General features: G+C 60.8%; 23 protein-coding genes and 1 pseudogene. 10 read left to right on the top strand and 14 right to left on the bottom strand.

Going from position 1 to position 26,020, the window contains the following annotated elements; all coding sequences use genetic code 11:
- Positions 1-4 precede the first annotated feature (4 nt).
- Positions 5-274 carry an usg protein gene (locus tag VHN57_RS26025; RefSeq protein WP_063975924.1) on the bottom strand — a complete coding sequence of 90 codons (270 nt, stop codon included), beginning with the start codon at positions 272-274 and terminating at the stop codon, positions 5-7.
- Positions 271-507, bottom strand: coding sequence for a hypothetical protein (locus VHN57_RS26020; protein WP_063975923.1), 237 nt, complete (start codon positions 505-507; stop codon positions 271-273). The genes VHN57_RS26025 and VHN57_RS26020 overlap by 4 nt, the downstream gene beginning before the upstream one ends.
- Before the next feature lie 271 nt (positions 508-778).
- On the opposite strand from VHN57_RS26020, the gene groES reads away from it, so the two are divergent.
- The 4 genes from groES (at position 779) to VHN57_RS26000 (ending at position 3,663) form a co-directional block, all read left to right on the top strand.
- Positions 779-1,093, top strand: a complete 315-nt coding sequence (gene groES, locus VHN57_RS26015) for a co-chaperone GroES (protein WP_017503362.1) — start codon at positions 779-781, stop codon at positions 1,091-1,093.
- A 55-nt stretch (positions 1,094-1,148) separates the two neighbouring features.
- A complete protein-coding gene (gene groL, locus VHN57_RS26010; RefSeq protein WP_125999640.1) occupies positions 1,149-2,774 on the top strand; it encodes a chaperonin GroEL in 1,626 nt (541 codons plus the stop codon).
- A gap of 56 nt (positions 2,775-2,830) precedes the next feature.
- Positions 2,831-3,016, top strand: a complete 186-nt coding sequence (locus VHN57_RS26005; RefSeq protein ID WP_004209658.1) for a YdcH family protein — start codon at positions 2,831-2,833, stop codon at positions 3,014-3,016.
- A gap of 359 nt (positions 3,017-3,375) precedes the next feature.
- Positions 3,376-3,663 carry a hypothetical protein gene (locus VHN57_RS26000; protein ID WP_063975922.1) on the top strand — a complete coding sequence of 96 codons (288 nt, stop codon included), beginning with the start codon at positions 3,376-3,378 and terminating at the stop codon, positions 3,661-3,663.
- Here VHN57_RS26000 and VHN57_RS25995 read toward each other — a convergent pair.
- Both VHN57_RS25995 and VHN57_RS25990 read right to left on the bottom strand, forming a co-directional pair.
- Positions 3,653-4,413, bottom strand: a protein-coding gene (locus VHN57_RS25995; protein ID WP_125985834.1) for an IS5 family transposase whose coding sequence is annotated in 2 segments (ribosomal slippage) — positions 3,653-4,080 and positions 4,080-4,413 — 762 coding nt in all. Because the reading frame shifts where the segments join, the coding sequence is not laid out codon by codon here. The genes VHN57_RS26000 and VHN57_RS25995 overlap by 11 nt on opposite strands.
- A gap of 264 nt (positions 4,414-4,677) precedes the next feature.
- The gene (locus tag VHN57_RS25990) at positions 4,678-6,243 is read right to left on the bottom strand and encodes a GH32 C-terminal domain-containing protein (RefSeq protein ID WP_423286418.1); all 1,566 of its coding nucleotides are present in this window, start codon (positions 6,241-6,243) and stop codon (positions 4,678-4,680) included.
- Positions 6,244-6,342: 99 nt separating this feature from the next.
- Here VHN57_RS25990 and istA point away from each other — a divergent pair.
- The 5 genes and pseudogenes from istA to VHN57_RS25965 all read left to right on the top strand — a co-directional run bounded on the left by istA (position 6,343) and on the right by VHN57_RS25965 (position 11,795).
- Positions 6,343-7,865 (top strand): annotated as a pseudogene (gene istA, locus VHN57_RS25985) (IS21 family transposase).
- The gene (gene istB / locus VHN57_RS25980) at positions 7,855-8,661 is read left to right on the top strand and encodes an IS21-like element helper ATPase IstB (RefSeq protein WP_069338825.1); all 807 of its coding nucleotides are present in this window, start codon (positions 7,855-7,857) and stop codon (positions 8,659-8,661) included. Before istA ends, istB begins: the two are co-directional and overlap by 11 nt.
- Positions 8,662-8,766: 105 nt before the next feature.
- A complete protein-coding gene (locus VHN57_RS25975; protein WP_423286415.1) occupies positions 8,767-10,962 on the top strand; it encodes a catalase in 2,196 nt (731 codons plus the stop codon).
- Entirely contained in the window at positions 10,959-11,588 is a 630-nt protein-coding gene (locus VHN57_RS25970) for an ankyrin repeat domain-containing protein (RefSeq protein ID WP_423286412.1), read from the top strand. The genes VHN57_RS25975 and VHN57_RS25970 overlap by 4 nt, the downstream gene beginning before the upstream one ends.
- 24 nt (positions 11,589-11,612) lie before the next feature.
- Entirely contained in the window at positions 11,613-11,795 is a 183-nt protein-coding gene (locus VHN57_RS25965) for a hypothetical protein (RefSeq protein ID WP_063975903.1), read from the top strand.
- Positions 11,796-11,859: 64 nt separating this feature from the next.
- On the opposite strand, the gene VHN57_RS25960 is transcribed toward VHN57_RS25965, so the two are convergent.
- From VHN57_RS25960 to VHN57_RS25940, 5 genes are all read right to left on the bottom strand, one after another.
- Positions 11,860-12,033 (bottom strand): helix-hairpin-helix domain-containing protein, encoded by a 174-nt coding sequence (locus VHN57_RS25960; protein WP_277788564.1) that lies wholly within the window; start codon positions 12,031-12,033, stop codon positions 11,860-11,862.
- 12 nt (positions 12,034-12,045) lie between these two features.
- Positions 12,046-12,543 carry a nucleoside deaminase gene (locus VHN57_RS25955; protein WP_125989765.1) on the bottom strand — a complete coding sequence of 166 codons (498 nt, stop codon included), beginning with the start codon at positions 12,541-12,543 and terminating at the stop codon, positions 12,046-12,048.
- 71 nt (positions 12,544-12,614) lie between these two features.
- Positions 12,615-13,508, bottom strand: a complete 894-nt coding sequence (locus VHN57_RS25950; RefSeq protein ID WP_063975901.1) for an SDR family oxidoreductase — start codon at positions 13,506-13,508, stop codon at positions 12,615-12,617.
- The gene (locus VHN57_RS25945) at positions 13,505-15,364 is read right to left on the bottom strand and encodes a glycoside hydrolase family 15 protein (protein WP_423286407.1); all 1,860 of its coding nucleotides are present in this window, start codon (positions 15,362-15,364) and stop codon (positions 13,505-13,507) included. Before VHN57_RS25945 ends, VHN57_RS25950 begins: the two co-directional genes overlap by 4 nt.
- Positions 15,361-16,362 carry an SDR family oxidoreductase gene (locus tag VHN57_RS25940; protein ID WP_063975899.1) on the bottom strand — a complete coding sequence of 334 codons (1,002 nt, stop codon included), beginning with the start codon at positions 16,360-16,362 and terminating at the stop codon, positions 15,361-15,363. Before VHN57_RS25940 ends, VHN57_RS25945 begins: the two co-directional genes overlap by 4 nt.
- Before the next feature lie 299 nt (positions 16,363-16,661).
- Here VHN57_RS25940 and VHN57_RS25935 point away from each other — a divergent pair, with 299 nt between their 5' ends.
- Positions 16,662-17,108, top strand: coding sequence for a PA2169 family four-helix-bundle protein (locus tag VHN57_RS25935; protein WP_063975898.1), 447 nt, complete (start codon positions 16,662-16,664; stop codon positions 17,106-17,108).
- Positions 17,109-17,669: 561 nt separating this feature from the next.
- Here VHN57_RS25935 and VHN57_RS25930 read toward each other — a convergent pair.
- The 5 genes from VHN57_RS25930 to glgX all read right to left on the bottom strand — a co-directional run bounded on the left by VHN57_RS25930 (position 17,670) and on the right by glgX (position 26,018).
- Positions 17,670-17,984: a hypothetical protein gene (locus VHN57_RS25930; RefSeq protein WP_125989763.1), complete on the bottom strand. Its 315-nt coding sequence runs from the start codon at positions 17,982-17,984 to the stop codon at positions 17,670-17,672.
- 66 nt (positions 17,985-18,050) lie between these two features.
- The gene (treY, locus tag VHN57_RS25925) at positions 18,051-20,444 is read right to left on the bottom strand and encodes a malto-oligosyltrehalose synthase (RefSeq protein ID WP_423286404.1); all 2,394 of its coding nucleotides are present in this window, start codon (positions 20,442-20,444) and stop codon (positions 18,051-18,053) included.
- A complete protein-coding gene (locus VHN57_RS25920) occupies positions 20,441-22,216 on the bottom strand; it encodes a 4-alpha-glucanotransferase (protein ID WP_423286401.1) in 1,776 nt (591 codons plus the stop codon). The genes treY and VHN57_RS25920 overlap by 4 nt, the downstream gene beginning before the upstream one ends.
- Positions 22,213-23,916, bottom strand: a complete 1,704-nt coding sequence (gene treZ / locus VHN57_RS25915) for a malto-oligosyltrehalose trehalohydrolase (RefSeq protein WP_423286398.1) — start codon at positions 23,914-23,916, stop codon at positions 22,213-22,215. The genes VHN57_RS25920 and treZ overlap by 4 nt, the downstream gene beginning before the upstream one ends.
- Positions 23,913-26,018: a glycogen debranching protein GlgX gene (glgX, locus tag VHN57_RS25910; RefSeq protein WP_423286395.1), complete on the bottom strand. Its 2,106-nt coding sequence runs from the start codon at positions 26,016-26,018 to the stop codon at positions 23,913-23,915. The genes treZ and glgX overlap by 4 nt, the downstream gene beginning before the upstream one ends.
- Between the last annotated feature and the right edge of the window lie 2 nt (positions 26,019-26,020).

Here is a 26,020-nt window from a genome sequence, read left to right as displayed (position 1 = left end):
CGCGTCACCGGATATCGATGACACCATCGACCGCGCGCCACTCGGTAGGGCGGATCATCCCCTCATGGGAAATGCACACCGAGTGGAGCGGGGCCTCGATCTCGCGTCGCCAATGCTCGAGAAACGCGAACAGCCTTGGAAAGTCGGGCGCGAGATCGTACTCCTGCCAAACGAACAGCTGCAGCAGCGAGGGCGCATCCGGACGGTAGTAACGAATTTCTGCCGTCGTCAGCCGATGGCCCTCGAGCTGCCGGATGACATCGCGTCGGCTCATGGCGAAGCGCGGGAACTTTCCGCGGGCCTGTCGATCGCATGCATGGCGGCAAGGATGTCATCGATCGGCACCGCGCGCGTGGCGCCGGGCGGCATGCGCAGGCCGGGATGGTCGCGCACGGCGGCGCGGTCGGACGCCCAGGATGCCAGAATGGCGCGCTTCACTTCCGGCTCCAGGCTCGGATTGTGCGCAACGTCGAAGGGATGAAGATAGCGGGAAAATGGCTGCGACATGGCTCTGCCTCCTTCCTTTGGTGTCGCTCCTTTCTCATGAGCGGGCGCGCCGCCCACGCCGCAAATTTTGGAACGCTGGCGAGTCGCGTCAAGAGGGAAAATCGCACCGTAACAACTCGATAAGCCGGCACCTGGCACTCGATGCCTGCGAGTGCCAAAAATTTCGCGCACCATCTTGACGCAAAAAATGAGCTTTCCTAATTCCGCGTCACCTGACGTTCGAATAAACGCCGGGCCTATCACATCTCAGTTTTGCATCTGGAGGTTATGCATGCATTTCCGCCCCTTGCACGACCGTGTGGTCGTCCGCCGCATCGAAGCCGAGGAGAAGACCTCGGGCGGCATCATCATCCCCGACACCGCCAAGGAAAAGCCGCAGAAAGGCGAAGTGATCGCCGTCGGCGCGGGCCTGCGCGACGACAGCGGCAAGCTCGTTGAACTCGCCGTCAAGGCAGGCGACCGCGTGCTTTTCGGCAAATGGTCGGGGACCGAGGTCAAGATCGATGGCGAGGATTTGCTCATCATGAAAGAGAGCGACATCCTCGGCGTGATCGAGGCCAAGGCAGAGCTCAAGCAGGCCGCCTGACAGCGACCTGCATCCTCTGACACGTGGAAGGAAATCGAAGAAAGGAGACGAGTCAATGGCTGCCAAGGAAGTCAAGTTTGCGTCCGACGCGCGTGATCGCATGCTGCGCGGCGTGGATACGCTGGCCAACGCAGTGAAGGTGACCCTGGGTCCGAAGGGCCGCAATGTGGTCATCGAGAAATCGTTCGGCGCGCCGCGCATCACCAAGGACGGCGTCACCGTCGCCAAGGAAATCGAACTCAAGGACAAGTTCGAGAACATGGGCGCGCAGATGCTGCGCGAGGTTGCGTCGAAGCAGAACGACAAGGCCGGCGACGGCACTACTACAGCCACCGTGCTTGCCCAGGCGATCGTGCGCGAAGGCTCGAAGGCGGTCTCCGCCGGCATGAACCCGATGGACCTCAAGCGCGGCATCGATCTCGCCGTCGGCGCCGTGGTCAGGGACCTCGAAACCCATGCTCGCAAGGTCAGCGCCAACAGCGAGATCGCCCAGGTCGCGACCATCTCCGCGAACGGCGACGAGGAAGTCGGCCGCATTCTCGCCGAGGCGATGGAGAAGGTCGGCAACGAGGGCGTGATCACCGTCGAGGAAGCCAAGAGCCTTGCGACCGAACTCGAGACTGTGGAGGGCATGCAGTTCGACCGCGGCTATCTCTCGCCCTATTTCGTCACGAATACGGAGAAGCTCAAGGTCGAACTCGAAGATCCCTACATTCTCATCCACGAGAAGAAGCTTTCTAACCTGCAGGCGATGATCCCGCTGCTCGAGCAGGTCGTCCAGTCAGGCCGACCGCTGCTCATCATCGCCGAGGACGTCGAGGGCGAGGCGCTGGCGACGCTCGTCGTCAACAAGCTGCGCGGCGGCCTCAAGGTCGCGGCGGTCAAGGCGCCGGGCTTCGGCGATCGCCGCAAGGCGATGCTCGAGGACATCGCGATCCTCACCGCCGGCAATGTCGTCAGCGAGGAGCTCGGCACCAAGCTCGAAAATGTCATGGTCGGCATGCTCGGCCGCGCCAAGAAAGTCATCATCGACAAGGACAACACCACCGTCGTCGATGGCGCCGGCGCGCGTTCGGACATCGATGCCCGCGTCGCGCAGATCAGGGCGCAGATCGAAACCACGACCAGCGACTACGACCGCGAGAAGCTGCAGGAGCGCGTGGCCAAGCTCGCGGGCGGTGTAGCAGTGATCCGCGTGGGCGGCGCGACCGAGGTCGAGGTCAAGGAGAAAAAGGACCGCGTCGACGACGCGCTTCACGCCACTCGCGCTGCGGTCGAGGAAGGCATTCTGCCCGGCGGCGGCATTGCGCTGCTGCGCGCGCTCAAGGCGCTCGACGGCCTCAAGGCCGCGAACGACGACCAGCAGTCGGGCATCGATATCGTGCGGCGGGCACTTCGCGCGCCGGTACGGCAGATCGCCGACAATGCCGGCGAGGACGGCGCCTTCATCGTCGGCAAGCTTCTGGAGAGCGAGGACTACAATTGGGGCTTCAACGCCGCTACCGGCCAGTATCAAGATCTGGTCGGCTCCGGCGTGATCGATCCCGCCAAGGTGGTCCGCACCGCGCTCCAGGACGCAGCTTCGGTGGCCTCGCTGCTGATCACGACCGAGGCGCTCGTCGCCGAAGCGCCCAAGGATGACAAGGGCGCCAGGGCCGCGATGCCGGAAATGGAGTACTGACAGACGAAGGGCCCGGCTGCGGCCGGGCCCCATCATCGAACATGAGGAACTCGACGATGAACGACCACTATCTGCGCTACCTCGAGCGCGAACATGCGCGTCTCGAAGCCGAAATCCGCGAAGAGGAGAAGCGTCTCCATCCGCGCCATTTCCTGATCGGCCGGCTCAAGAAGCTGAAGCTGGCGGTCAAGGACCAGATGGCGGCCTGCTCGGGTCACGCGGAAGAGCGCGAAGCCGCTTGAGCGAGAGTCCGATGCGGACGATCCGCGCAAGTGCCCGCCGCTTACCGGCAGCGAGCTTTTGCCGGAAACCCGATGGCGCCCATCTGCGTTGCATGGTCGTCCGCCCCGTTCGGGGAAGCTCGCGAGGATGGACAGGGGAGCCTCGAGCCAGCCGCCGGGGCTCCTTTCTCTGTCAGCAACAATCTATGGGACACGCCAAGGATCCTGCCGATGCTGGCGCGTAACGAAACGGCTGCCTGCAGCTGGCGAGAGTGGCCGGCGACACACTATCGTCCAGATGGAAAGGGGCGAGGAAATCGATTTCATCCTGGATAGTGGTCTTGCCGTCACGCGCGGCACCGATGGCTCATTCCTGATCGATGAAGGGAGGCATCCACCGCATCAGTTCAGACCGCTTCATTGCCGATTGGCAAAGCAGCGACAGCCAGCGTCAAGCGCTCAGCCGCAGCGGCGACCATAACGCAAGCGGGAAGGTGCGTGAGGCTATGGCGGGCATGGCGAAGGGGCTGGAACGCGATCCACAGCTGGAGTCGCTGCTGCGCAATCGCACCCAGGAACTGGGTCTGTCTTCCCAAAGCGGCCAATCGCTGTCGCAGGATCTCCAACGGCATCTCGGCCGCTCGCTAGGCTCAGGACTCATTGATTGAGCCAGAAGATGACGGCGGCGGCGATACAGATGGCGGACATGAAGGTGTGGGCGCAACGGTCGTATCGGGTGTGGATGCGCCGCCAGTCCTTGAGCTTGCCGAACATGTTTTCGATCTTGTGGCGCTGACGATAGAGCGCGGCGTCGTGCGGGATTGGCACCTTCCGGTTCTTCTTTGAGGGAATACAGGCGGTGATGTTGCGCTCCGCAAGCGCTTTGCGGAACCAGTCGGCGTCATAGCCTCGATCGCCGAGCAAGGCTTTGGCGGGAGGCAAGGCGTCGAGCATCAGGGCAGCGCCCTTGTAGTCGCTCATCTGGCCCTCGCTCAGCAGCATGACCAGCGGCCGGCCCTTGCCGTCGCAGACGGTGTGGAGCTTCGAGTTCAGGCCGCCCTTGGTGCGTCCGATACGTCTGGGAACATCCCCTTTTTGAGCAGGCTTGCCGCCGTCCGGTGTGCTTTCAGGTGGGTTGCATCTATCATCAACTGGTCGGGCTTGCCGCCCTTCGCCGCGAGGGCCGCGAAGATCTTGTTGAACACGCCGAGCCGGCTCCACCGGATGAAGCGGTTGTAGATCGTCTTCGGCGGGCCATAATCGGCAGGCGCATCGCGCCACCGCAGGCCGTTCCTGATCACGAAGATGATCCCGCTGATGATCCGACGGTCGTCCACCCGTGGCACCCCGTGCGATAGCGGAAAATATGGCTCGATCCGGCGCATCTGCGCCTCCGACAACCAGAGCAGGTCACTCATCACGACGTCTCCTCACGCCGTCATTGAATCAACCCTTCGCTATCACCGCAAGCGATTTAATAGGTCCTGAGCCTAGGCCGTGGTCTTGGGCTCTAGGACCTGATCGTGCCCGAACAAGCCACGCCATCTGGATGATGACGATTCATCTTTAAGGTGGCGCGGAGCAAATTGAAGGAAGAAGCAATTATTGGCTAGCTTATGTTCACATAAAATTCCATGTGCTGACGTCAGCACGTAATTGTTCGATGATTTATGCTGATAGACTTAACTTGATATTGAAACTTTTGATACCATTACACTACCCTGTACAGTCGCTAGATTCAAAGACGTGTCGGATATGCGCGCATTGATAAGTTGCGATAGCGTAGCTTCTCCATTGTTTAAAAATAACTCTACGGACGAAATGTCGATAAATAAGCTAATTTCTACTACACCTTCCGAAAAATCGCATGGTAGACTTCGATCTAGGCGCCACGCCTCGCTGTCAGGCGCTTCAGGGCCACTGGTCACGCGTCTGATAAATGCCCTATTATTACCTAGCTCAAAGCAGATCTGAGTGGAGTAACCGGAACCTCTGCGGACGGATAGCCACACTATTGATGGCCAAGCCGATCCGATCCGGTTGAGCGTGAGGTCGATCCGCCCCGCAACCATTCTAGCATTGTCGGGCCAGATATAATCATAACCATCTGCAATCGTCTGATCAGAGCCCTGGGCAGTAAGCGCGAATATCTTGTTCTGTGCTGGTAGAGGGGTGCTAAAAAGTCGCGGTACATTGTTGATCAATCGTAGGCGCAATTCGCGAACAAGGCTGAGTTGACCTCGGTAATCGTAGGTCGGCAGCAGTTGGTTCGCATATGCCCAGTTGTTCATCCATCCCATTGAGTATGCACAAGCAATGGGATCGGCTGCATGCGGGTCATTCCATATAACGGCCGCGTAGAAATCAGCTCCGCCATCAAGCCATTGGCCGTCGGGAGTGCTGGCCGTGAAGGTCGTGCCATCGAATTCGCCCACCCAGTACCAGGTTCCACCCGTGAATCCAGAAGCCGTCCCATCTCCGCCTACCAGCAAAACCCATTTGTCTGCCGAAGTTGTGCCGTCTGGATTGTATAGATGCAGTTTGAAGAGATGCGAGCATTCCATCACGCCCCCGACGACCGTTGACAGAAAACCGCTTGAATAAGTCCAGTGCTTGAGATCTGGCGAAGTGTAGATGCCGATCTTGCCTTCCTCTGACAGCGTCATAATCCAATTGCCGCTGGTCTCGTGCCAGAAAATCGTGGGGTCGCGAAACTGCCTGTTGCCTGGGAAATTGGGTAGCACGATGTCGTGAAAGGTGAAGCTGGCACCCTCATCAAGAGAGTACCAGAGTGCGCAGGACTGGTTTTGCCCGGCGGCATTGTCTGCGGGCATGGTAACGAGCGCGATCAGTGCGCCGGGGCCGAATCCGGCAGTATTGGTGACATCGACAACCGCGCTCCCGGTCCAGATGTCTCCAAAGGATGTTGTGCGGCGTGGGATCGATATACCTTGATCCTGCCAAGTGACGAGGTCTGTTGAGGTCCAGCGGCGCCATTCAGTGCCATCGGTGGGATAGGTTGGATTGAAGAGCGCCCAAATCGTCCAGTGATCTCCCATTCGCACAGGGCGCTGTGGGTCGTTGATCCAGCCTCCTGCCGGGGCCGCGATATGATATCGTGGTCGTCCGCTAATCGGGGTTGCCGTTGGTAAACCAGTAGAATCGGGGGTTCCACTCGATACAGGCATTGCGCCAATTGCAGGTTCTGCTTCGCTGCCGCAGGATGAAAGCATTGTGTTGATTTCCACTGAGAAGTGACCCGGGTAGGGCGTAAATTTCCACTAAGAATTGACCCATGTTGAACTCGTCCCTGGCTTTGGCAAGCGAGGGTATATGGAGTGTTGGACATGGCGTTATTGAGCGTTATCCGGCGCTGGCATTTTCGCGATCATCTACCGATCCGGGAGATAGCGCGGCGCACCGGACTATCACGCAACACGATCCGCAAATATTTGCGGTCCGAGACGATCGATCCGCGATTCAAGGTGCCTGATCGACCAAGCAAACTGGATCCATTTGCTGAGCATCTGGCGGCCTGGCTGCGGCGCGAGATGGGCCGATCGCGCAAGCAGAAGCGCACGATCAAGCAGTTTCACGCCGATCTGGTGAGCCTGGGTTATGAAGGATCCTACAACCGGGTTGCCGCTTTTGCTCGGGACTGGCGCGAAGATTATCGGCGCCAGCAACAGATTGGCGGGCGTGGGACATTCGTGCCCCTGTCGTTCGCGCCGGGGGAAGCTTTCCAGTTTGATTGGAGTGAGGACTGGGCAATCATTGCCGGGGTTCGGACCAAGCTGCAGGTCGCGCACTTCAAGCTCAGTTACAGCCGGGCATTCATCGTGCGCGCCTACCTTCTGCAAACCCATGAGATGCTGTTCGACGCCCATAATCACGCCTTCCGCGTGCTGGGCGGCGTGCCGCGCCGGGGTATCTATGACAATATGCGCACGGCCGTCGACAAGGTCGGGCGTGGCAAGGAACGCACCGTCAACGCACGCTTTCTGACGATGGTCAGCCACTATCTGTTCGAAGCCGAGTTCTGTAACCCGGCTGCGGGATGGGAAAAGGGGCAGGTCGAGAAGAATGTCCAGGATGCGCGGCACCGTCTGTGGCAACCCACGCCGCAGGCCGAGAGCCTTGATGCGCTGAACCTGTGGCTGGAGGAGCGCTGCAAGGCGTTATGGGAGGACATCTCTCACGGGATCGAACCCGGGTCGGTTGCCAATGCCTGGGCCGATGAATTGAGTGTCTGATGGTTGCGGGCAGGCCCTTCGATGGTTTTGTGGAATATCGCAAACGGGTATCGCCGACCTGCCTCATCCACTTTGAGCGCAATCGCTACAGCGTACCGGCCTCTTTCGCCAATCGCACTGTCAGCCTGCGCGTCTATCCTGATCGCTTCCAGGTCGTCGCCGAGGGGCAGCCAATCTGCGCACATCAGCGCATCATCAACCGCTCTCACGACGGTCCAGGTCATACGGTTTATGACTGGCGCCATTATCTGGCGGTCGTGCAGCGCAAACCCGGCGCCCTGCGCAACGGAGCGCCCTTCCTTGAGCTACCCGATGCGTTCCAGCGTCTGCAGCGACATCTGTTGCGCAATCCCGGCGGCGACAGGGAAATGGTCGAAATACTGGCGCTGGTTCTTCATCATGATGAGCAACTGGTGCTGACGGCGGTCACCATGGCGCTGGAGGCTGGCGTTCCGACCAAGACCCATATCCTCAATCTGCTCTATAGGCTGGTCGACGGAAAACCGATCTCCACGCCGCCGGTGACGGCGCCCCAGGCGCTCAAACTGGTCAGCGAGCCGATGGCCAATGTCGAACGCTATGATGATCTGCGCAAGGAGAAGCGTCATGCGTCATGACCCTGCCAGCGGCGCCATCGTCGTCATGCTCCGCAGCCTCAAGATGCATGGCATGGCGCAGGCCGTCACCGATCTCATGGAACAGGGATCTCCAGCCTTCGAAGCCGCCATCCCGATCCTCTCCCAGTTGCTCAAAGCCGAGACAGCAGAACGGGAGGTTCGGTCTGTGGCCTATCAGCTCAAGATCGCGCGCTTCCCTGTCTATCGCGATCTGGCCGGCTTCGACTTTACCAGTAGCGAGGTCAATGAAGCTCTAGTGCGTCAGTTGCATCGCTGCGACTTCATCGACATCGCCGACAATATCGTGCTGGTCGGCGGTCCTGGCACCGGCAAGAGCCATGTGGCAACGGCGCTGGGCATCCAGGCCATCGAACATCATCGAAAGCGCGTCCGCTTCTTCTCGACGGTCGAACTGGTCAATGCGCTCGAGCAGGAAAAAGCACAGGGCAAGGCCGGTCAGATCGCCAATCGCCTCCTGCACTCCGATCTCGTTATCCTGGATGAGCTTGGATATCTGCCGTTCAGTGCTTCAGGTGGCGCGCTGCTCTTCCATCTGCTGAGCAAACTCTACGAGCGCACCAGCGTCATCATCACCACAAACCTGAGCTTCAGCGAATGGGCCACCGTGTTCGGCGACGCCAAAATGACCACGGCGCTTCTCGATCGGCTTACCCATCACTGCCACATCCTGGAGACCGGCAACGATAGCTTCCGCTTCAAAAACAGCTCTGCCAAGCAGGCCAGAACCCAAAGGAGAAAACCACGGGTTGACCCACCCATGACACCCGAAACATAATCCGCAGACGGGTCACTTCTCGATGGAAAACCCGGGTCACTTCTCAGTGGAAATCAACAGCATGGAACTCATGCCGCCCTACACCGGTAATTAGGAACCCATGCGATGGCAAAATCCCCTTCGCGCGGCGTTAAGGCGCCCGCTGCTAACAAGCGCAAATCCGCAAGCACCGCAGCGGGCGTGGAAGCCCATCTGGAAGGATTTGATACTCAGATCGGGTCCGGTGGTGAAGTGCATCAGCTAGCCAAGGATGACGTGCTTACGACCCAGCAGGGTGTGCCTATCTCGGACGATCAGAACAGCCTGAAGCTCGGCGAACGCGGCCCGACGCTACTGGAGGATTTCATCCTTCGCGAAAAGATATTTCATTTCGATCATGAGCGCATCCCCGAGCGCGTGGTCCATGCTCGCGGATTTGGCGCGCATGGCACCTTTACGCTGAAGGAAAGCCTGGAAGAGTTCACGGTCGCCAAGGTGCTGACCGAAGTCGGCGAGCAGACGCCGATGTTCGTTCGCTTCTCGACAGTGGCGGGTAACAAAGGATCGGCTGATCTCGCCCGGGATGTACGCGGCTTCGCGGCGAAATTTTATACCAAGGAGGGCAACTGGGATATTGTCGGAAACAACATCCCGGTCTTTTTCATCCAGGACGCAATCAAATTCCCCGACCTCGTCCATGCAGCAAAACAGGAGCCGGACCGCGGCTTTCCTCAGGCTCAGACGGCGCACGATAATTTCTGGGATTTTATCAGCCTCACCCCGGAGTCCATGCACATGGTGATGTGGATCATGTCGGATCGAACCATACCGCGCTCGTTCCGGTTTATGGAGGGGTTCGGTGTTCACACCTTCCGTCTGATCGATGCTGACGGAAATGGCAGCTACGTCAAATTCCATTTCAAGCCCAAGCTTGGCTTGCAATCAGTGATGTGGAACGAGGCCGTCAAAATCAATGGTGCCGATCCTGATTTCCATCGGCGCGACCTCTGGGATGCTATCACCATGGGGACGCCGCCGGAATGGGATCTGGGTGTTCAGATTTTCGATGACGCCTTCGCGGACGAATTCGCGTTCGACATCCTCGATTCCACCAAGCTTATTCCTGAAGAACAGGTGCCGGTGAGGATTATCGGGAGCTTCGTCCTCGACCGAGTGGTCGACAACTTCTTCGCGGAAACCGAGCAAGTCGCTTATTGCACCCAGAATGTCGTGCCCGGCATAGGGTTTACGAATGATCCGTTATTGCACGGGCGGAACTTCTCGTATCTCGACACGCAGTTGAAGCGTTTAGGCAGTCCGAATTTTACGCATATCCCTATCAATGCGCCGCATGCGTCAGTCAGCAATTTCCAGCAGGATGGGCATATGGCGATGCGTAATCCCAAGGGGCGCGTCAATTACGAGCCTAATAGCTGGGCGTCATCGCCCACCGATCCTCGAGAAGATCCACAAACCGGCTATCGCCATTTCGCTGCCGAAGAAAGCGGGCGCAAGGCACAGGTGCGCTCGCCCTCATTTGCCGATCATTATAGCCAGGCGCGGCAGTTTTTCATCAGCCAGACGCCGATCGAGCAAAAGCATATCGGCGACGCGTTGGTCTTCGAACTCTCCAAGGTTGAGCGTGCAGACATTCGTGAACGCATCGTTGCTCATCTGCGAAATATCGACGAGACGCTCGCTACCGTCGTTGGCGGCGGGCTGGGGCTTTCCGAGCTCCCTCAAGCGTTCCCGGCAACAGTCGAAACCCGTCAGGATCTGCCGCCGTCTGACGCCCTTAGCATCGTCAAGAACGCGCCAAAAAGCTTCGAAGGGCGTAAGCTGGGCATCCTAGTCAGCGATGGGGCGCCCGCCGCGCTGATCAACGCCTTCATCGAAACCTTGGGTAGACTACCAGCGGTGTATGAAATTGTGGCACCCAAGATTGGAGGTGCTGTCCTCGATGACGGCACTCTGATAGAAGCAAAGCAGAAAGTCGATGGTGGACCATCGATCCTTTACGACGCCGTAGCCGTGATCCTGTCGCCAGACGGGGCGGCTATGCTAGCCAGCGATAAGACGGCCAAGGATTTTGTCAGCGATGCATTTGGACACGGCAAGTTCATCGCCTGCAATGCCGATGCCCTGCCGTTACTCGATGCTGCTGGGGTGTCGGAAAAGGACCGCGATGATGGTGTTGTCACGGTCGCGAACGCCAAGGACGCCAAGGCATTTGTTGCTCTGTGCGGCGAAGTGCGTTTCTGGGAGCGCGAGTTCAATGTAGACCTGGATGCGGCCGGTTTCCTTCAGGCGAATAAAGCATGAGCTCGCTGGAAGAAGCGGGGGGGGCCTCTCCGCTGCTTCCGCCTCCGGAGCGTTTGCAGCAATTGCTATTCGACGCTGCCCGACTGGGCCGCGATGATATGATAACTGCACTTTTGCAGGCAGGCGCAGACGTTGAAGCAGTCGATGATCGCGGCCATAGCGCGCTCATTCTGGCAAGCTATCATGGTCATGGGACGACGACCGACCTGCTATTGAGCTTGGGTGCTGCACCGGATGGCAAGGATACAATTTCAGGAAATTCTGCGCTGATGGGAGTGGCATTCAAAGGCTACGACCATATCGCTCAGGCGCTAATCACAGCAGGGGCTGACCCTAACCGTACAAATCGCGCCGGTCAGACCGCACTGATGATGGCGGCTATGTTTGGACGCGTGTCCGTTATCGACTTGCTGCTGGAAGCAGGCGCTGACTTGCATTGCAGAGACTTGGAAGGAAATGATGCAGCGGCAATAGCGCGCTCCCAAGGTCAGGCTGAGATGGCAGAGCGCCTCTCTGCCCCTGAGCGCGTCTTACGATCGTGCGGCAATGCCGCTGCGGTTGGCAATCTCAGCTGCAGTTCTAGGGTGATTACACCGGAACCCTGTGGTCCACTCAAGGTTATGTAAATATCATCTCGATAGGAGAGCTATATGAGCATCGAAGGCAAGGCCAAGGAGGCTGCGGGTTTCGTCAAGGAAGAGATGAACGAGCACGGCGACACGCCCGAAGCGAAGAAGAAGGCCCAAGAAGGCCGTGATCTTCGCAACGAAGGTCGTATCGAGGACGGCAAGGCCCCCAAGACGACCGAGCCGGGCACCGGCGCCAAGGAATAAGGCTCCTACGAGTTTCAGAACGCCGCCCTTCTAGGGGCGGCGTTTTTGTATCTGCCGCTGCTTTCTAAAGAGTCAGTAGGTTATCTAGCCCATCGGCATTGCCAGCCATCCCTGGCACCTCTTCAAGTTGCCGCAACGCCGTAAAATTGCCCCGATCCTCGCGGTAGCGAACGATCTCGAAACCATGCCCCTTAGGCTGCGGGACATCATCCAGTTCCTCAGCCGTCGCGGTATTCACATTTGACCTGCGTCATAGGTTGGCCTGCTCCTCCTCTGATAGATCGGCTTCAGGTGGATAATAAAGCGCCGCGCATTCCTTGCGCAGGCAGCCTCCTTCAATGACGATGTCATCCCGATAGGCGTCAGCGATGAACGCCAGCGTATCGACATGTCGGGCTTCGAAATACATTTCATGCACGTCGTCGCGCCCTGCGCCATAAACAACCCTTCCTACCTTGGACCAGATCGATGCCATTGTACACATCCCGCATGGCTGCAGTGTGGAGTAGAGCGTAGCGCCGCGCAGCTCCATTTCGCCGCTGTCCTCGCACCCCCGTCGGATCGCCATCATCTCGGCGTGGGCCGTAGCGTCTGGCAACTCCTCGGTCTGGTTGCGTTCGCCTGCGATGATCTTGCCATCGAGGACGATTACGCACCCCAAGGGCGATGTGGATGGGTCCGAGCCTTTGGACCGCGCGATCTCGATCGCTTTGCGCATCCATGCTTCGTCGTCTTCTGCCTGTGACAATGAACCCTCCTCAATCGTGTGCAGTGAAGTGCAGGGGCACAAGGCATCGCTCTGAGCCCCTGCAAGGGCCGTCAGGCAACGCCAGCGCCGCCAGTGGCCCCAAACACCTCACCGGTGATATAGCTGCCTTCCTGGCCTGCCAGCAGCACGTAGATCGGTGCGATCTCGACGGGCTGGCCAGGGCGCCCGAACGGGGTCTGTTCACCAAACTTCATCACTGCGTCCTGTGGCTGTCCGCCAGAGGATTGCAGCACGGTCCAGAATGGCCCCGGCGCCACGACATTGGCGCGAATGCCTTTTTCCATAAGCTGCTTGGACAGTGCCTTGGTGTAAGCGACGATCCCGGCCTTGGTGGTCGCATAGTCCAGCAGGATTGCGGAAGGGTCATAAGCCTGGATCGAAGCGGTCGTGATGACCGATGCGCCGGCGGGCAAGTGCGGCACCGCCGCCTGCGCGATCCAGTGCATCGCATAGAGGTTGGTCTTCAACGTCTTGTCGAAGTCCTCCGACGACACCTCCGAAATGTCCTCGCGGTACTGCTGTCGGCCCGCATTGATGACGAGGATGTCGAGCCCGCCGAGCTTATCGACCGCCTGCGCGACGAGATCGCGGCACCAGTCCTCGTTGGTGACGTCACCGGGCAGGTCTATCGCAGTGCGCCCTTCGGCCTCGATGAGCTGGATCACCTCGGCTGCATCGGCCGCTTCGCTCGGAAGATAGGAGATGGCGACGTCCGCACCTTCGCGGGCATAGGCGATAGCGGCAGCGCGGCCGATGCCGCTGTCGCCACCGGTGATGAGAGCCTTACGGCCTTCGAGCTTGCCGGAACCCTGATAGCTCGTTTCCCCATGATCGGGCACCGGGTCCATCTTGCCGGCTTCGCCGGGCACAGGCTGAGGCTGACGGGGGAAGGGCGGCTGCGGATATTGCGTGCGCGGATCCTGCATCGTGAGGCGATTGCTCATTGGTGAACTCCTTGGGTTGGGGATTTTTTTTCGCAGTCCGCTTCGTCCGTCAGGACGGCAGCGGCCATGATATGGGCGAGATGGCTGAGGCCCTGCGGCATGTTGCCAAGAAATCCGCGGCTCTTCGGGTCGATCATTTCAGCCAGAATGCCGTGGCCATGGGCAAGGCCGGTCTTCAGGCGTTCCATACGCGCGCGCGCTTCGGCCCGTTCGCCCAGAAGCGCCCAGGCTTCCGCCATCCAGAATGAACAGGCAAGGAAACAGCCTTCCTCTTTGTCCATGCCGGTGTAGCGATAGTGGAACTCGCCAGCACCTAGCTCCCTGTCGATTGCAGTCAGTGTCGCGCGCAGGCGCTCATGGCCGTCAAAGCCAAAGCGCACCGCCAGCGCCACGGATGCATCGAGCTTGTCGCTGCCGGGGTACATGGTGAATGCCTGTCTGGCTTCCGACCAGCAGTGCTCCTCGACCCATTGATAGATCCGGTCGCGCTCGCGCGCCCAGCGTTCACGGCAAGTGGTCGGTAGCTGTCCCCCATCGGCCAGTTCGACCGCACGCGCGAGCGCCTGCCAGCAACTGATCTTCGACATGGTGTAATGCTGCTCATCCTCCAGCTCCCACATGCCGGCATCGGGCATTCGCCAGCTGTCGGCGCATTCGTCGGCGAGGTGGGAAAGAAGTTCGGCGCTGGCACTGTCGAGGATGTTGCCACAGCCGACAAAGCGGCTCGCCGTCTCGAAAATGTCACCATAGACGCCGTGCTGTCGCTGATCGGTCGCCTGATTGCCGGTAATGACGGGGGTCGAACCGCGATAGCCCGGCATGTGCCATCGCTGCTCGACGGGGACGGGCTTGCCATTAAGGGTATAGCAGACGCGTGCGCCATGCGTGCGAAGCTGGTTGATAAGCCAAGTGAAGGCCGCCTTCGCCTCGGCTTCGGCATTGGCGGCGAGGAAGGCTTCGATCGTATAGCCCGCATCGCGTACCCAGGCGTAGCGATAATCCCAGTTTTTGGCCCCCCCGATACCTTCGGGGAGCGAGGTGGTGGCAGCGGCGGCGATGGCGCCCGATGGGGAATAGAGCAGCAGCTTCAGCGCCAGCGCGCTGCGCAGGAATGCGTCCCGATCCCGGCCATCATAGGAAACGGTGCTGCACCAGTCGCGCCATTCCTGATCGGCGATGTCGATACGCGCATCGATCTGCTCGATGCCGGGGGCCACAAGTGGCTCATCGGCGCCCGCCACGATGGCGACGGTCCGCCTGTCGCCAGTGCTGACCGTGATCGAGCCGGTAATGCCTTCGTCCGACCATTCGCAGGCAATGTCATCGCTCTGGATGAAGAGGCCCAGCACCCGGTCGACATGGAAGACCGTGTGCTTCCCGATCTTGGAATGATAGGGGTTAACGGTATCGCCGCGCCGCCCTGGCCGCATCATCAAAGCGAACGTGACGCTGCCGTCCAGCCCATCGATGCGCCGCGCCAGTTCAGCCCAAGGGAGGCGACCGGCATGGCCGCTATTGAGGGATTCGGTGAGTTTCGCGCGCCCATGCTGGGTCTTGAAGATCGTTTCGAGGACATTGCTGTTATCGCGATACCGCCGCTCGACGGTGTAGGGCTCGTCCGGCTCGATGCTGAAGACGCCGCCATTCTCACTGTCGAGCAATCGATCGAACAGCGGCGGCGAGTCCATATTAGGCACGCACCACCAGTCGATGGCTCCGTCTATGCCGGACAACGCAACGGAGCGGCCGTCGCCCAGCGCTCCATATTGTTCGAGTGGCAAATAGCCGTTGGAACGTTGGCTCAGTGGAGCGGGTTCGCTGGAGGCCGGACGCAGATTGTCGAGTAGCGCCTTCAACGCAGGAGCCTCCCAAACCCGCGAGAAAGGCCAAGTCCAGCTATCGCACCAAGACCGAGTAATGCGCCGGTCGCAGTCATTTTGAGAATGTCGCGGTGACGCGATGTGAAAAACTCGGCCCGGGTATCGATCACGCGATCCTTCGCATCACCATCGATCAGGGCCGGTCCTGTGACAGCCTCGTCGAGATTACCCTCGCGTGGTCCCATCGGCGCACCAAGCTGGGCTGTGACCATCTCAGCTGCCTTGCGATCGGAATAGGCGGGCGCAATACGCTGGCCCAGCGCCATCATCGCCGTCGTGCGCCCGACCCAGACCTCGCGCTGCGGATTCTCGACCGTCGCCCATACCGCTTCGGCGCAAAGCCGCGGATCGAAAAGGGGATCAGGAATGACTTGCTCATGGCCTGATCGGTTGCGGGACCATCCGGGCTGCGGCGTGTTGACGCCGGGCAGATAGACGACGCTGAGCGCGATCGGGGACGCCTCGTCGATCAGTTCGGCCCGCAGGGAATCGGTGAAGCCGGTGACGGCAGCCTTGGCACCGCAATAGGCCGCCTGAAGGGGGGCAGGGCGGATTGCGAGGCCAGAAGAAATCTGGACGATCGTACCTTTACCTGCGCTGCGCATATGCCGCAGCGCCGCCAGTGTCCCATAAACCTGTGATAAGTAGGTTGTCGCAGTGACACGCTGATATTCGGCAGAGCTAATTGCACCGGCGCGGGCGATGACGGTCGACATGGCGTTGTTGACCCAGGCGTCGATGCCACCAAGTTCGGTGGCTAAACGATCAGCAGCGGCATCGACGGCGTCGGGATCGGCTAAATCTGCACGCAGAGCAACTACTTTCCCGCCATGCGCTTCCAGCAGGCGCTTGGCACCTTCGAGACGCTCGGGTTGGCGCGCGATGAGGCCGACCTGCCAACCGCCCTTTGCAAAGCGCTCGGCGATAGCGAGACCTATTCCGGCGCTGGCGCCGGTGACAATGACGGACTGCATTAAAAGCCTTTCCGGTTCAGCAGAACGGAAAAGCGCCCGCCCGCATTGTGGCTAAGCTTCAAGAATGCGGCGCGCCGCATAAGGTTCGACGCGGAAGCAAAGAAATCAGGCGTCGGCAAGCCCGTTTGAACAGCCCACGCGCCTCATGCCAGACAGACGCACAGTTGATCGACGCGCCCAAAATCTTCCCGGAAACAATTCTTCGTAATCGAGTTTAATGATCGCTGAAACGCGGCCTCGACCATGCTTGAGGCAAGCTAATCATATCAGATTTCCATCCAAGCTCGCAGGAGAAATCAATGTCCACCGATCATGACATCAAGACGCTCAATTCGCTGATCGAGACGGTCATCGACAGCGCGGACGGCTATTCCGAAGCGGCGAAGGCTTCCGACACTTCGCGCTTCACGCCGATCTTTCTGCGTCGCGGCAGCGAGCGCCAGGCCCTGACCACTAAGCTGCAAGGCGAAGTGCGCGCACTGGGCGGTACGCCGGAAGATGACGGCACGCTTCTGGCAGGCGCGCATCGCCTCTTCCTCAACCTGCGCAATTCAATGTCGAGCGACGACGTGGCGATTGTCGATCAGGTCGAAGCCGGCGAAGATCACATCAAGCACAAGTTCGAAGACGCAATCCGCGACACGGAAGTCAGCCCGGCGGTCAAAGCGATCATCGAGGATGCCTATGTGACCGTGAAGGCCGGTCATGACGAAATTCGCGACCTGAAGCACTCGCTGCACGACTGATCTCGGCTATACCGTACAAATAGGAGGGGCATGGCGGTTTCGCCATGCTCCTTCTTTTACGCGGCAAATATTGCGCAGAAAATAAGCGAGGTTGCGTTCAGTTTGGCCGTTAGACGAATGTCCGGTTCGGCGCCCCATCGCGGGGATAGCTGAGCGGCAAACATCTCTGTATCTGCGCTCCAAACGCGACAGTCGCCTACCGGCCAGTCTTAAACATCCAGAATGGGGAAAGCTGCCTCTCTGCATCTGGGGACGCGAAACTGATGGCTAAGCGCGTCCACAAGCGGTCGTTTTTTGGCGGGAATGCGCCAGTTCAAATCGGTCGCAGCGTTCCGAGAAAGTCTCCAAGAAATCGGGCCTCCAGCTGCAATGTGGGTGATCTTTGAATCTCGAGAGGGGCGGCGCTAGTCAGTATGTGACTGTCGAGCCGCACCTATTGCGGTGATTTTCGGACTATGGAGGGATGGTGAGCCGCCTGCAGATTTCCGGTCGCATGCGGCGGGCTAGGAGGTCAGATGACTAGCGCAGCGATCCTGACCTTCACCGTTAGGAAACGAAATTTCACGCAGCGACGCCGCTCGTCAGCCCGATCCCGTCGACCTGTTGAAGGAGGGCAACACAGTTCTCAAAGCTGGACGAGGCCACATACACGTGACTGCCATCTGCGTGGCGGATGCTGAGTTCCCAAAGCATGTCAGTCGAAATGCAAAGTCGGCGCGCTTCGTCATTCTCGAACTGGACAGTCTCACCCCGGCGCTCCCGGTCCAGAAGATGCCGCGCCACGGTTGTTCGCATATCACGATGGGCGTTACAGCGGATCTCGATAGTATCGACGCGGTTGGCAAACCATTGCAACGTGCGGGATTCAAATACCACGAGCGTCTCCAGTCAAGGAAGGCTGAGCAGCCAATGAGACGCGCGGTCTGGCTCCTTGTTCCACAATTATTCGAAACCTTTATCGAGATTAATAAGAAAGGGTTCATGGGCAAATAATCGGTGGGCGGGGACGATCTCGTCGAGCACAAGATGCGTATCGCGCCACCATTCAGCTGGAGGCAGATCGCCAGTGGCGGCAACTGTGGCTGCCGCGCGGATCATGAAGGCGCACGTCAGTCGCACATCGCGATGGCTGCGTGTGAAGCCAAGAACGTGGCCGGCCCGTGGTCCTTCGACCAGCACGGGCTTGTAAGTTCCGGACGCGAACAGTTCGGGATTGTCGCGGCGCATCGACAAAAGCCGATGAACAAGCTGCAGCTTACCGTTTCCGCCGACGTCGCGCATTGCGAGCAGTGCTTTGCGTCGGGCATAATCTACAGCCCGTCGATTGTCAGGGTCGACGAGGCTGAAATCTTCCAGTTCACATCCCTGATAGATGTCAGGGACGCCTGGCAGGCAGAATTTGAGCGTCGTCTGAACCAGACTGTTGATCCGCGAAGCAAGCGCCATTTGCTTGACGAACTGCGCCAAGTTGCTCGCGAAATTCTGGTTGGCCAGCAGATTGGAAACCAGCCGGGCCGCCTTCTTCTCATAATCAAGATCCGGATCCTCCCAGCTTGATCGTAGGCGGGTCTCTCGCAGCGATTTCTGCTGCCAGGCGAGGATACGCTCCTCGAAGCGGGGGGACGTGCCTTCATCTGACCAAGCACCGAACAAGGTTTGGAAAAGCTGATAGCGATCGGCGGGATGGACGTTAGGCCCGCACTCATCGGCAACAACGTTCCATTGCTGGACGCGGTCCGCCCACAGTTCGGGAATAGCGCTCAGGGTGGCGATGCGCGCGCGACTATCCTCGCCCCGCTTATGGTCGTGGGTCGCGGTTGCCAGCATCGCGCCTGGAAAATCGCGCGCGCGGTCCATCACCCGGCGGTGGAATTCGGCTGGCGAGATCGCAAACTGCTCGGGCGCCGATCCGACCTCGTTGGCCGACAGGAGAGGCGCTCGGCGATAAAAGGCGGTGTCCTCGACCCCTTTGGCTGCGATGGGCGCCGAGAGCTGCTGGAACTTGCGAACGGCCTCGGCAGCAAAATCTGCGCTGCCGGGGCCGTCGCCCGCAAGCCAGGCAAGGATTTGCCGGGCCACCGGTCCTTCGCCCGGCGCCAGCTGCGACCGCGCTGCTTCCCATGCGTCCGCCCGCGCAACCGCATCGCTATCGGGAGCAGAGCGCCCGTCGCCATAGGTGCGATAAACCGGAAAAGCCTGCAACAGGCAGGCGATCGCTCGGCGGAGCATTGGCGCCGTCCATGCTTCGATCATGGACTGGCCGCTGCTCGAGGCAAGCCTCCCAAATTCTTCCACGCAGGCGGCCAACTGCGCCTCGAACTGCCAGTCGAGCATGTCGCGCTTCGCCTGTCGGACTACCTTCTGCGGATCGGCATGATCGGCATCGAGCGCCACCCAGAGGCGTGCGAGCGGCGCCTCGCCTACAGGGTCGTGCAGCAGGGCCATGATATCGCGCATGAAATCATAGCCGGTCGTCCCGTCTACACCCCAGTCTGTGGCGAGAGCTTCCTGCGCGCCGAGAATCTTCTCAATCAGGATGATGGCGCCGGGACGTATGGCAGCCATGCGGGCGCGGAGCTTGCGGCAATAGCCCGCCGGATCGGATAGACCATCGACATGGTCGATCCGCAGACCGTCGATCAGGCCCTGGCGATACAGGCGGAAGTATAGCGCATGGGTGGCTTCGAAAACGGACAGCTCCTCGACCTTGAGGCCGGCCAGTTCGTTGATGGAAAAGAAGCGGCGCCAGTTCAGCAGGTCGTTGGCGGCGCGCCAATGGACGAGAGCGTAATGCTGAGCATGGGCGATCGTCGATACATCGCCTTCCAGCGGCCCATCCGGGCGTAGGGGCAGCTTCTGCTCTCCATAGAGGAGGAGATGTGCTTCGCCCTCCGATCCCAAGACCAGATCACCCTGCGCGATGACGTCAGCCAACGGGGCTCCCAATATCGGCAGGATCAAAGGCCCATTCCAGTCGATATCGAAGTAGCCGGCGTAGGAGCTGGCACGGCCCAGCCGCAGAATATCGTTCCACCATGGGTTCTCGCCGCCCGCCACGCCCATATGGTTGGGAACGATGTCGATGATGATGCCCATGTCATGGGCACGCAGGGCTGTGACGAGGCTGCGGAAGCCGTCCTCGCCGCCCAGTTCGGGATTGATCCGGGTCGGGTCGACGACATCATAGCCATGCGTAGAGCCGCTGCGCGCGGTCGTGATCGGCGATGCATAAAGGTGACTGATGCCCAGATCCGCCAGATAGGGGACAATCGCCTCGGCTGCTTTGAAAGGAAAATCCTTCGTCAACTGCACCCGATAAGTCGCGCGCGGCGTCATGGCTGCTCCTCCTGCAACAGGGCGGCTGCCGGACGGATCTTGTTCAGGCAGGCGATGCGCCGCTGAACCGCAGGCTCGGCCAGCAGAGCGTCGATCGGTGCCGGGAGGCGGCGACGCCAGTTGGGATGCTCGGTTGTGGTGCCAGGAAGGTTGGGCTGTTCGACAAGACCGGCCAGATCCTCCATGGGTACCAGCAGGAGCGGCGAAGCTGACCCGGCCAGAAAGCTTAAGGCCCGCTCGATCACGGGCGTCGGATCGTCGTCGCTCGGCTGCGGCGCTCCCGATCCGATGGCCTGCCACAGCTTACTACGTGCCTTGGCGCGTTCCGCCTGAGTCTCTCCACCTCGATTGAGCGTGCGGTTCCAATCCAGGTCGCGGCCGGTCCACCAGCCGGCGATTGTCGCGATATCATGGGTGCCGCTCATGGCGACGGATCCTGGAGGATAGGCGGAGGCGCCGAGAAATCCCTTATCGTCGCGTGTAAAGGGGAGGACGGTCATGCCGTAAATGCCCGCCTCTCCCAGCGCCTCGCTAAAGCCGGGCGGCCGGGTGCCCAGATCTTCGGCGATGACGATCGCGTCGGCGCGCCAGGCCTCCAGCTTCAACAGGCGCAGCAGGTCGTTGAACGGATAAGTGAGATAGGCCCCCTCGCTCGCCGGACGGCCCTGCGGGATCACCCAGAGCCGCTGAAGACCGAAGGCGTGGTCGATGCGAATGCCGCCGCCTTGCGGCAGATTAGCCCGCAGCATAGCGATGAAGGGGGCAAATTCCCGATCGGCGAGACCTTGCGGACTGTAGCTGGTGAGGCCCCAGTCCTGTCCCTGTGGCCCAAGTGGGTCGGGCGGTGCACCGATGCGCAGTCCCTGCAGGAATAGGCCGGGATCACCACGCGCTTCCTCGCCCTGCGGATCGACGCCGACCGCAAGATCGGCGATGATGCCGATAGCCATGCCAGCATCCCGCGCGGCGCGCTGGACGGCGTCGAGCCCGGCCCGCGACCGCTTCTGGACGAAATGTTCGAAGCCTCCCGCCTCACTTGGCACCACATCATCCTGTGCGCTGCGCGCGATCGCCTCCTCAAGAGCGGCCAGCCTGGCCGGGCCGGCGACGTCCCAGTCGATCAGAGCTGCCGAGGGCGACACGCCGGCTGTCTCAAGTGGGGCAAACAGCGCATTGAGCGCAATCCTGCTCGACGGCGAGTAGGGTGCGAAACGGCCCGGGTCGGCCAGCGACAGCGCATGGACCGGGCTCAGCGCCACAGCATCCGCACCACATGCCCCCAGCTGTGCCACTGCCTCGGCCAGCAGGCCAAAATCACCAAAGTCCTTGTCGTCGCCGCGCAGCGACGGGATCTGGATCGTGACGCCCCAGCCGCGTCTTTTTATGGCCGGGCAACGGACAGGGGCTGCCGCAAGAAGGATGCTACCGTCATCATAGACCGCGCGGTAGTAGCCGGGGCGCGAGAAGCCGCGCTCCGCGTCGATTTCGATCACCTCGCCCGTGTCGGTTCGAAGCGTGCGTACGCCCTCGGGCAGGGCGAGCGGTTCCCCGCAATCCACTGTGATGAGGGCAGGGCGGGCCGAACGCCGCTCGTGAAGCGCCGCGCGCGCGATGGTGATGGCTGCCTCGTCCCCATTTCCGAGCCCCAACCCCAGCGCAGACAGGATTTCCCGCAGGCTCTCGTCGCTCACCTGTCGCTCCTCGCCATCCGCGTCTGTCCAGAGGCGGGCTATGCCCGCTTCCTGCGCAAGCTGATGGAGCAGCGTCATCATGGCAGATCGATCCAGACGGCGCAGCTGGGAGGGCCACCTGGCGTTCCAGCCGAAAATGCCGGCTTCTCTCGTCTGGAACAATCGACCGGCAGATCGCCAAGATTGAGAAGGATGGAAAGCAGACGCCCGTCGCCGAGCCGCCATAGCGCCTGTACAGCGCTTTGGGTCAGCACGGTCGCTTCAAGCGCGTGCGCGCCAGCGATTCCCGGCACGATCGCGCGGTGGCGCAGTGTCAGAAGCGTTTGGTAGAAGCGGCGCCATTCGGCCGCGTCAGGCCCCTCCACTATCCGACCCACGTCGAAGGTTTTGTGGGCGTTGGGATCAGGAATGCGCGCGCGGGCGTCCTGCCTGGCGAAGGCGGCAAAGCTCTTGAACTCGCGGCGTCGGCCCTCGCGTACGGCATCGGCCAATTCGTCATGGAAATCGGTGAAGAAGAGGAAGGGGCTGGTCGCGCCGGCCTCCTCCCCCATGAAAAGCAGGGGGATGTGCGGCATGAGCAGCAGGAGCGTCGTCGCGGCCTTCAGCCGTTCCGGCGATGTCAGCGCGATCAGCCGCTCGCCCAGCGCACGATTGCCGGTCTGGTCGTGATTTTGAAGGAAGGCGATGAAGGCCGATGGGGGGAGATGGGCGCTAGGCGTCCCACGTAGCTTGCCCTGCTGATGGGGCGATGGATCACCCTGATAGATGAAGCCTTCCATAAGACATCGCGCGAGCCGGTGCGCCGGGCGCTCGGCGAAGTCCTCATAGTAGGCGTCACGCTCACCGGTCAAAAGGACGTGCATGACATTGTGGAAATCGTCATTCCACTGGGCATCATAGCGCATGGGCCCCAGGCGGCCGGCATCATTACGCTCATTTTCCAGCATCAGGTGGATGTGGCGCCCGGGCGTGGCGGCGCGAAGGTCGTGCGCCAGCGCGTCGAGGAACGCGTCGTCGCCGATCGCATGGACCGCATCGAAGCGCAGTCCATCGAAGCCATAGTCATTGAGCCACATCAGCGCATTTTCGCGGAAAAAGGCCGCGACCGGCGGACGATCGACCGCCACCGCGCCGCCCCAGGGCGTGTGGCGTTCGGCATGGAAGAAGGGCGCGGCATAGGCGCCCAGATAATTGCCGTCCGGGCCGAAATGGTTGTAGACGACGTCGAGGAAGATCATGAGACCCAGTTCATGCGCGGCGTCGATCAGGCCACGCAGGTCCGCAGGACTTCCATAGACCTCGGCCGGCGCAAAGGGCAGGACGCCATCATAGCCCCAGTTGCGCGATCCACTAAAAGCGTTGACGGGCATCAATTCGATCGCGGTGACGCCCATGGCGGCCAAAGCGGGCAGTCGGTCAGCCACTCCGGCGAATCCGCCGCACAGGCCGACATGCAGCTCATAGATGACGGCTTCTTCCCAGGGGCGACCCGTCCAGCCGGTGGCAGGCGGCGATATCGGGGTGACGACGCTCCAGCCGTGGACACCGCCAGCCTGGCGGCGCGACGCGGGATCAGGGACTGCAAGGTCGGGGGCAAGGCGGAAGCGATAATGGCTGTCCTCGCTGGCCCTGGTCTCAACACAGAACCAGCCATCATCAGCGGGCTCCATCGGCAAGGTCGCTCCGCCCTCGATTTCGAGCGACACGCTTTGTCGGTCGGGTGCCCAGAGAGCGAAACGCCAGCGTCCCCCACCGATGTCGGCCGGGCCCCATTGGATCATGGTCGCGGCCTTTCACCCAGCCAGCAAACCAGCACAGCGGAGTGGGCCTCGACCCGGTAATCGTCGCCGATCGCGAAGGGTTCCCGCTCCGGCTGCGCGCTGTCGATCAGCACTTGCCGCGGCGCCGAGGGAGCGGGGAGGGTGAAGTCGATGGGGTCTCCGCTCGCATTGAGGAGCAGTGTCAGCGCCTCGACTCGCCCATCCTCCAGCAGGGTCGCCCGCCGCATGACGAGCGCACGCCCGTCAGGGTTATCCCAGTCCTCCCGGGACAGTTGCTCCCCGCGCTCGTCCCACCATTCGATGTCGTTGATGCCGAACCCCGGAGAATTCTGCCCGTAGAGAAAGGTCGATGCGCGCAACACCGGATGAGCCTTGCGCAGGGCAATCAACCGCGCGGTGAAGGCGAAGAGGGCCTTGCCTTCCTCTCCCTCCATCAGCGACCAGTCGAGCCAGCTGATGTCATTATCCTGGCAATAGGCATTGTTATTGCCGCCCTGGCTGCGGCCAAACTCGTCGCCGGCCACGAGCATCGGCGTGCCGAGCGAGGCAAGCAAGGTCGTGAGCATCGCTCGCCTTACCCTGCCTCTCGTCGCGAGGATGGCCGGCTCGGGGGTCGGTCCTTCCGCGCCCCAGTTGCGCGAAAGATTATTGTCATGGCCGTCGCGATTATCCTCGCCATTGGCCTCGTTGTGCCGCTCTTCATAGGAGACGAGGTCAGCGAGCGTGTAGCCATCATGGCTGGCGAGAAAATTGACGCTTGCCCAAGGGCGACGCGCACGACGATCAAACAGGTCGCCCGATCCTGAAAGCCGGGCGGCGAGATCGGCGCGCTGCCCGGGATCGCCTCGCCAGAAGCGCCGCGCGGTATCGCGATATTTGTCGTTCCATTCGGCAAATCCGGGCGGGAAATTACCGAGCTGATAGCCGCCCATGCCCACGTCCCATGGCTCGGTGATAAGCTTGAGGCGACCAAGGATCGGATCCTGGCGCAGCACGTCGAAGAGACCGGCATTGGGGTCGAAGCCATGATCCGTACGGCCAAGCGTCAGCCCCAGATCGAAGCGGAAACCGTCTACTCCGAAGCTGGTTGCCCAGTATCGCAGCGAGTCGGCCACCATCTGGATCACGCGAGCATGAGTGAGCTTGAAGGTGTTGCCGGTGCCGGTGTCATTGAGGCAGTAGCGCGGATCGTCGGGCAACAGCCGGTAATAGGTCGCATTGTCGATGCCACGCCATGACAATGTCGGGCCAAGCTCGCTGCCCTCGCAGCTATGATTATAGACGACATCGAGGATCACCTCGATCCCGGCCGCGTGCAGGCGCCGCACTGCGACGCGAAACTCGTCATGGCTATCGCTGGAAAAATAGCCTGGCTCGGGCGCGAAGAAGCTCAGACTGTTATAGCCCCAATAATTACGAAGGCCTTTTTCCAGCAGGAAGCGATCCTGCGTGAAGGCATGGATCGGCATCAACTCGAGCGTCGTGATGCCCAGCCGCTTCATATGGTCGATGACCCTGGGATGGGCGAGCGCCGCAAAGGTGCCGCGCTCCTGCGCGGGGGCCGCCTCCAGCAGCTTGGTCAGGCCCTTGGCATGCGCTTCATAAATCACTGTTTCCGACCAGGGAACGTTCGGGCAGACATCGCGCGACCAGTCGAAACTGTCGTGAGTGACCACAGCCTTGGGCATGGCACTGGCACTGTCGCGTCTGTCGAATCCCAGATCCCTGCGCCGGCCGCGGACCGGATAGCCGTGCAGCACATCATTCCATCTGATGGCGCCAGACAGCCGTCGGGCATAGGGATCGAGCAGCAGCTTGTTGGGATTGAAGCGATGGCCCTGTTCGGGGGCGTAAGGGCCATGGACGCGATAGCCATAGAGGAGGCCCGGCCGTGCGTCGGGCAGGTAGCCGTGCCAGACCTCATCGGTACATTCGGGCAAGGTCAGCCGTGCGATTTCCTTGCGGCCTCCGGGATCGAACAGGCAAAGTTCGATCCGATCGGCATTGGCTGAAAAAATGGCGAAGTTGACGCCAAGCCCGTCAAAACTTGCGCCAAGAGGATAGGGTGATCCGCTCTCGAGGCGGTCAGGATGCTGGCTCAATG

This window comes from Sphingobium salicis subsp. salicis, from assembly GCF_049472635.1.
Classification (GTDB): Bacteria; Pseudomonadota; Alphaproteobacteria; order Sphingomonadales; family Sphingomonadaceae; genus Sphingobium; species Sphingobium yanoikuyae_A.
This window is presented reverse-complemented; position numbering and strand designations above follow the sequence as displayed.

Coding starts and splice junctions, on each gene's coding strand:
- istB (WP_069338825.1), top strand. CDS start 7,855: ATGCGTCATGACCCTGCCAGCGGCGCCATCGTCGTCATGCTCCGCAGC.
- treY (WP_423286404.1), bottom strand. CDS start 20,444: ATGACGCCGCGCGCGACTTATCGGGTGCAGTTGACGAAGGATTTTCCT.
- VHN57_RS26025 (WP_063975924.1), bottom strand. CDS start 274: ATGAGCCGACGCGATGTCATCCGGCAGCTCGAGGGCCATCGGCTGACG.
- VHN57_RS26000 (WP_063975922.1), top strand. CDS start 3,376: ATGAAGGGAGGCATCCACCGCATCAGTTCAGACCGCTTCATTGCCGAT.
- VHN57_RS25965 (WP_063975903.1), top strand. CDS start 11,613: ATGAGCATCGAAGGCAAGGCCAAGGAGGCTGCGGGTTTCGTCAAGGAA.
- groES (WP_017503362.1), top strand. CDS start 779: ATGCATTTCCGCCCCTTGCACGACCGTGTGGTCGTCCGCCGCATCGAA.
- groL (WP_125999640.1), top strand. CDS start 1,149: ATGGCTGCCAAGGAAGTCAAGTTTGCGTCCGACGCGCGTGATCGCATG.
- VHN57_RS26005 (WP_004209658.1), top strand. CDS start 2,831: ATGAACGACCACTATCTGCGCTACCTCGAGCGCGAACATGCGCGTCTC.
- VHN57_RS25940 (WP_063975899.1), bottom strand. CDS start 16,362: ATGCAGTCCGTCATTGTCACCGGCGCCAGCGCCGGAATAGGTCTCGCT.
- VHN57_RS26020 (WP_063975923.1), bottom strand. CDS start 507: ATGTCGCAGCCATTTTCCCGCTATCTTCATCCCTTCGACGTTGCGCAC.
- VHN57_RS25935 (WP_063975898.1), top strand. CDS start 16,662: ATGTCCACCGATCATGACATCAAGACGCTCAATTCGCTGATCGAGACG.
- VHN57_RS25970 (WP_423286412.1), top strand. CDS start 10,959: ATGAGCTCGCTGGAAGAAGCGGGGGGGGCCTCTCCGCTGCTTCCGCCT.
- treZ (WP_423286398.1), bottom strand. CDS start 23,916: ATGATCCAATGGGGCCCGGCCGACATCGGTGGGGGACGCTGGCGTTTC.
- VHN57_RS25975 (WP_423286415.1), top strand. CDS start 8,767: ATGGCAAAATCCCCTTCGCGCGGCGTTAAGGCGCCCGCTGCTAACAAG.
- VHN57_RS25950 (WP_063975901.1), bottom strand. CDS start 13,508: ATGAGCAATCGCCTCACGATGCAGGATCCGCGCACGCAATATCCGCAG.
- VHN57_RS25920 (WP_423286401.1), bottom strand. CDS start 22,216: ATGATGACGCTGCTCCATCAGCTTGCGCAGGAAGCGGGCATAGCCCGC.